The sequence below is a fragment of the Methylohalomonas lacus genome, from assembly GCF_024808875.1.
GTDB lineage: Bacteria > Pseudomonadota > Gammaproteobacteria > Methylohalomonadales > Methylohalomonadaceae > Methylohalomonas > Methylohalomonas lacus.
The window spans coordinates 1-3,801 of sequence record NZ_JANUCT010000033.1; the positions used below are offsets into that span (position 1 = coordinate 1).

Consider the following 3,801-nt stretch of genomic DNA (forward strand, 5'->3'; position numbering starts at 1 on the left):
ATGGTCGCCTCAACTCACTGTTTTGTCCGAAAACAATGATAACAGGCACCATGCCCATCCTTAATTAAACCGCAAAGATCAACAGGCCCTAATCATCAGGGCGGGTCTCGGTCATGAGCTGAGGCCTAGCTAGAACGCATCCTTCAACGCGCGGACCCGGGCGAACACATCGACCGGCCGCGCGTTTTCCATTTCCAGGGTCTGGCGAATGCCGGCGGCGTCGGCGCGCAGGAACGGATTGGTCTGTTTTTCCAGCGCCAGCGTTGTCGGCACCGTCGGCCGGTTCTCCGCCCGGTATGCATCAACCTCGGTGGCGCGCTGCTGCAAGTCCTCATTCGCCGGGTCAACGGTCAGCGCAAAACGCGCATTGGCCTGGGTGTATTCGTGGGCACAGTAAATCCGTGTCGCGTCCGGCCAGGCGAGTATTTTCTGCAGTGAATCCCACATCTGTTCGGGGCTGCCCTCGAACAGGCGGCCGCAGCCCATGGCAAACAGCGTGTCGCCGACGAAAGCGATATGGTGTTCGGGCAGGTGAAAGACGATATGGCCGCGGGTATGGCCGGGCGTTTCGCTGACCGCGATCGTCTGCAATCCGAATTCAAAGCGATCGCCTTCGCCGACCTTGACGTCGATGCCGGGAATGCGGTCGGCGTCGGCACGCGGGCCGATGATGGTACAACCGGTGCGTTCCTTGAGTTCAAGATTGCCGCCGGCATGGTCCCAGTGATGATGGGTGTTGAAAATATGGGTCAGCTGCCAGCCGCGCTCGTCCAGCGCCTGCAGTATCGGCCCGACCTCGGGCGTATCCACACTGGCGGTCATGCCGAAATCGGGATCGTGCAGCAGGAAGCCGTAGTTGTCGTTGAGGCAGGGAAACAGGTGTACGAGCGGTGCCGACATGGTGCTGCTATCCGGTCTGAATGACAGGTTTCAGGCTAACAGACCGGGCGCGTCAGGCAAGTCTGTCGCTGGCGTTTATTTATCGCGGTTTATTCACCCAAGAGACTGACGATCGACACCAGTTCGCCCGAACGGCCGGCATCATAGCCCGCCAGGCGATTCACCGGCTCGCGGAATGCCGCGCTCTTCAGCAGCGCCAGCAGGCTCTGCACCGCTTCACCCGCCAGCAGCGAGTGTGCCAGGCAGAAATAGTAGTTTTCCCCAACCAGTGGCAGAAACGGGAGATTCATTTCCTCGGCGGCGGCGGCGATGCCGAAGCCGGCGTCGGCACTGCCGCTGGCGACCAGCGCAGCGACGGCCATGTGCGTGAATTCCTCCGTTTCGTAGCCGTGCAGCTGTTCCGCGGCGATGCCGGCGTTAGCCAGCAACTGGTCGAACAGCAGCCGTGTCCCGGAGCCGGGCTGACGATTGATGATCGTGACGTCCGGGCGTGCCAGGTCGGCGGTCGAGCGGATTTGTTTCGGATTGCCCGGTGGCAGGATAAGACCCTGCTGGCGGCCGACGACTTGGACCAGCGTCTGCTGCTCCGCAGACAGCCACGGCCGGAAGCGGGGTTTCAGCTGCTCGCCGATCTCCCCGGTAGCCATGTGAAAACCGGCAATATCGCAGCGCCTGGCCTTCAGCAGGCGCAGGCTTTCCAGGCTGCCGCGAAACTGCAGGTCCAGCTTGAGCTCACCCTGTTCGCCGGCCAGTCGCTTGAGCTGGCTCAGGGCCAGGCCGTGGCTGGCGAAAACCCGCAGCGCCGGGGGCACTTCCGTAGCCAGCAGACTATCGAGTTCGGTGCGGATTTCCGAGCCCAGGTTCTCCAGTTCCGGCCCCAGCCTGGCCGCGACCCGGCTACGGGCCCACAGCAGCTTCTTGCCCAGGGCTGTCAGTTCGGCGCCACGGCCGCGGCTCAAACTGGCCAGCGGCTGGCCGAACATCGTCTCCCAGCGTTCCAGCATGCCCCAGGCGTGGCGATAGGAAACACCCGCCGCCGTGGCCGCTGCCCGCAGGGTGCCGCTATCGCGTATGCCGGCGAGCAGCTCAAACAGCACCGGGTCCATGTGGCTACCGGCCTCATCGCCGACCCGCCACTTCAATTCCAGATCGATCTTCAATTTATGTATATCAGTGCTTATTTGGTTTGTTTGATTTTGAAATTAGAATATTAATATTAATGGCATAAGAAAATCATTATGTATAAATGAACATATTTTACAAATCATTAAAGCAGTCGGAATTCGCGGCCGCCGAGTGCAGGGATCGCGCAGGGATCACGAATAATGTGAAATCGAAAAGATACGGGTTAAGTATTTACTCTTCAGGAACGTATGAAAAAGTGAGGTCGTTGCAATGAACAATTACAAACCGGTCATTGGGGTATTGGGGCTGTGCCTCATAATCAGCATGCCGTTGCAGGCGGATGGCAATGAGGCCCTGTACGAACTGCTCAATGCATTGCATGAAAACGGCACGATTGACGAGGAGACCTATCGGGCCATTCGCCAGGTCGCCGAACGCGACGAACGCCAGCAGAACAATCAGGCGCGCGAGGTTACTCGGGCGGAAGTGCAAAAGCAGGTTGCCGAGCAGACCCGGAAAGCGGAACAGCGGGCATCGCGGGATAAGCAACCGACCATCAATACCCGCGGCAAGTTCGAGGTTACCTCGGCGGACGAGGATTTCAGCTTCCGGGTTGGTGGCCGTATCCAGGCCGATGCCGCCATTCATGATCAGGACCTCGCCGATCATGGCAACGGCAGCGAGATCCGGCGTGGCCGGCTGTTTGCTTCCGGTACGCTCTGGCGCGTCTGGGACTATAAGTTCCAGTACGACTTCACCGGCAGCGCCAGTGGCGGCATAGCCGACGCCTACCTGGCCTACAATGCGCCCGCCGGGGTGCGCGTGCAGGGCGGCCACTTCAAGGAGCCGTTCAGCCTGCAGAACATGACCAGCTCCAAGTACATCAACTTTATCGAGCGCGGTCTGCCACACCTGTTCGTACCGGGCCGCAACATCGGTCTCGAATTCAGCAGCGGCAGCGATCACTGGAGCGCCGCCGCCGGCGTATTCGGTAGCGGCATCGACAGCCCTTCGGGTGGCGACGATGAAGGCATGGGGGTGACCGGTCGCGCGACCTATGCGCCGATCAATGACGGAGATCAGGTCCTGCATTTCGGCGGTGCGCTGTCGTATCGCGATACCGGTCAGGCCGGTACTACCCGGTTTTCATCGCGACACGAATCGCATATTACCGATATACGGCAGGTTGATACGCGCAATATGGGTATAGACCTCCAGGCCGATGACTTCTACCGCTACGGCCTGGAAGCGGCCTGGGTTCATGACCGCCTGACCCTGCAGGGCGAATACATGGGCGTCGAACTCAATGGCAACGGTGCGCAGCCGGATGCCGGTTTCGACGGCTATTACGCCGAAGTGCTGTGGTTCCTCACCGACGACCAGCGCAGCTACAGCGGCAGCGGCGGTGCCTTCAAGTCGGTCCGTCCGAACTCGATCGTCGGCAAGGGAGGCATCGGTGCCTGGCAGGTCGGTGCGCGTTTCAGCAACGTTGATCTCAATGACGGCGCCATCAATGGCGGTGAAGCGGACAACATGACGCTGGGACTGAATTGGTTCCCGAACGCCAACCTGCGCTTCTCGGCCAACTACATCAGGGTGCTGGATACCGACGGCGGCCCGGTCGCCGGCGACGAGCCGGATATCTTCACCGTGCGCGGCCAGGTCGAGTTCTAAATGTAAGCGTCATCCTATGCTTGCAGCAACTCTGTGGTCATAGGATATTGCTATAGAGCCAGGGGCGGGGAACAAGGCCGAGTCCGTCATCAGTCGCTGAAG

The 3,801-nt window shown here is 60.3% G+C and carries 3 protein-coding genes; 1 reads left to right on the forward strand and 2 read right to left on the reverse strand.

The window, feature by feature from the left end; translation table 11 throughout:
* Positions 1-129: 129 nt before the first annotated feature.
* Both gloB and J2T55_RS13165 read right to left on the reverse strand, forming a co-directional pair.
* On the reverse strand, positions 130-900 hold the full coding sequence (gene gloB / locus J2T55_RS13160; protein ID WP_259057841.1) for a hydroxyacylglutathione hydrolase: 771 nt from the start codon (positions 898-900) through the stop codon (positions 130-132).
* 89 nt (positions 901-989) lie between these two features.
* Complete coding sequence (locus J2T55_RS13165) at positions 990-2,060, reverse strand: substrate-binding domain-containing protein (RefSeq protein ID WP_259057842.1); 1,071 nt, start codon at positions 2,058-2,060, stop codon at positions 990-992.
* A 235-nt stretch (positions 2,061-2,295) separates the two neighbouring features.
* Here J2T55_RS13165 and J2T55_RS13170 point away from each other — a divergent pair, with 235 nt between their 5' ends.
* The gene (locus J2T55_RS13170) at positions 2,296-3,699 is read left to right on the forward strand and encodes an OprO/OprP family phosphate-selective porin (RefSeq protein WP_259057843.1); all 1,404 of its coding nucleotides are present in this window, start codon (positions 2,296-2,298) and stop codon (positions 3,697-3,699) included.
* Positions 3,700-3,801 lie beyond the last annotated feature (102 nt).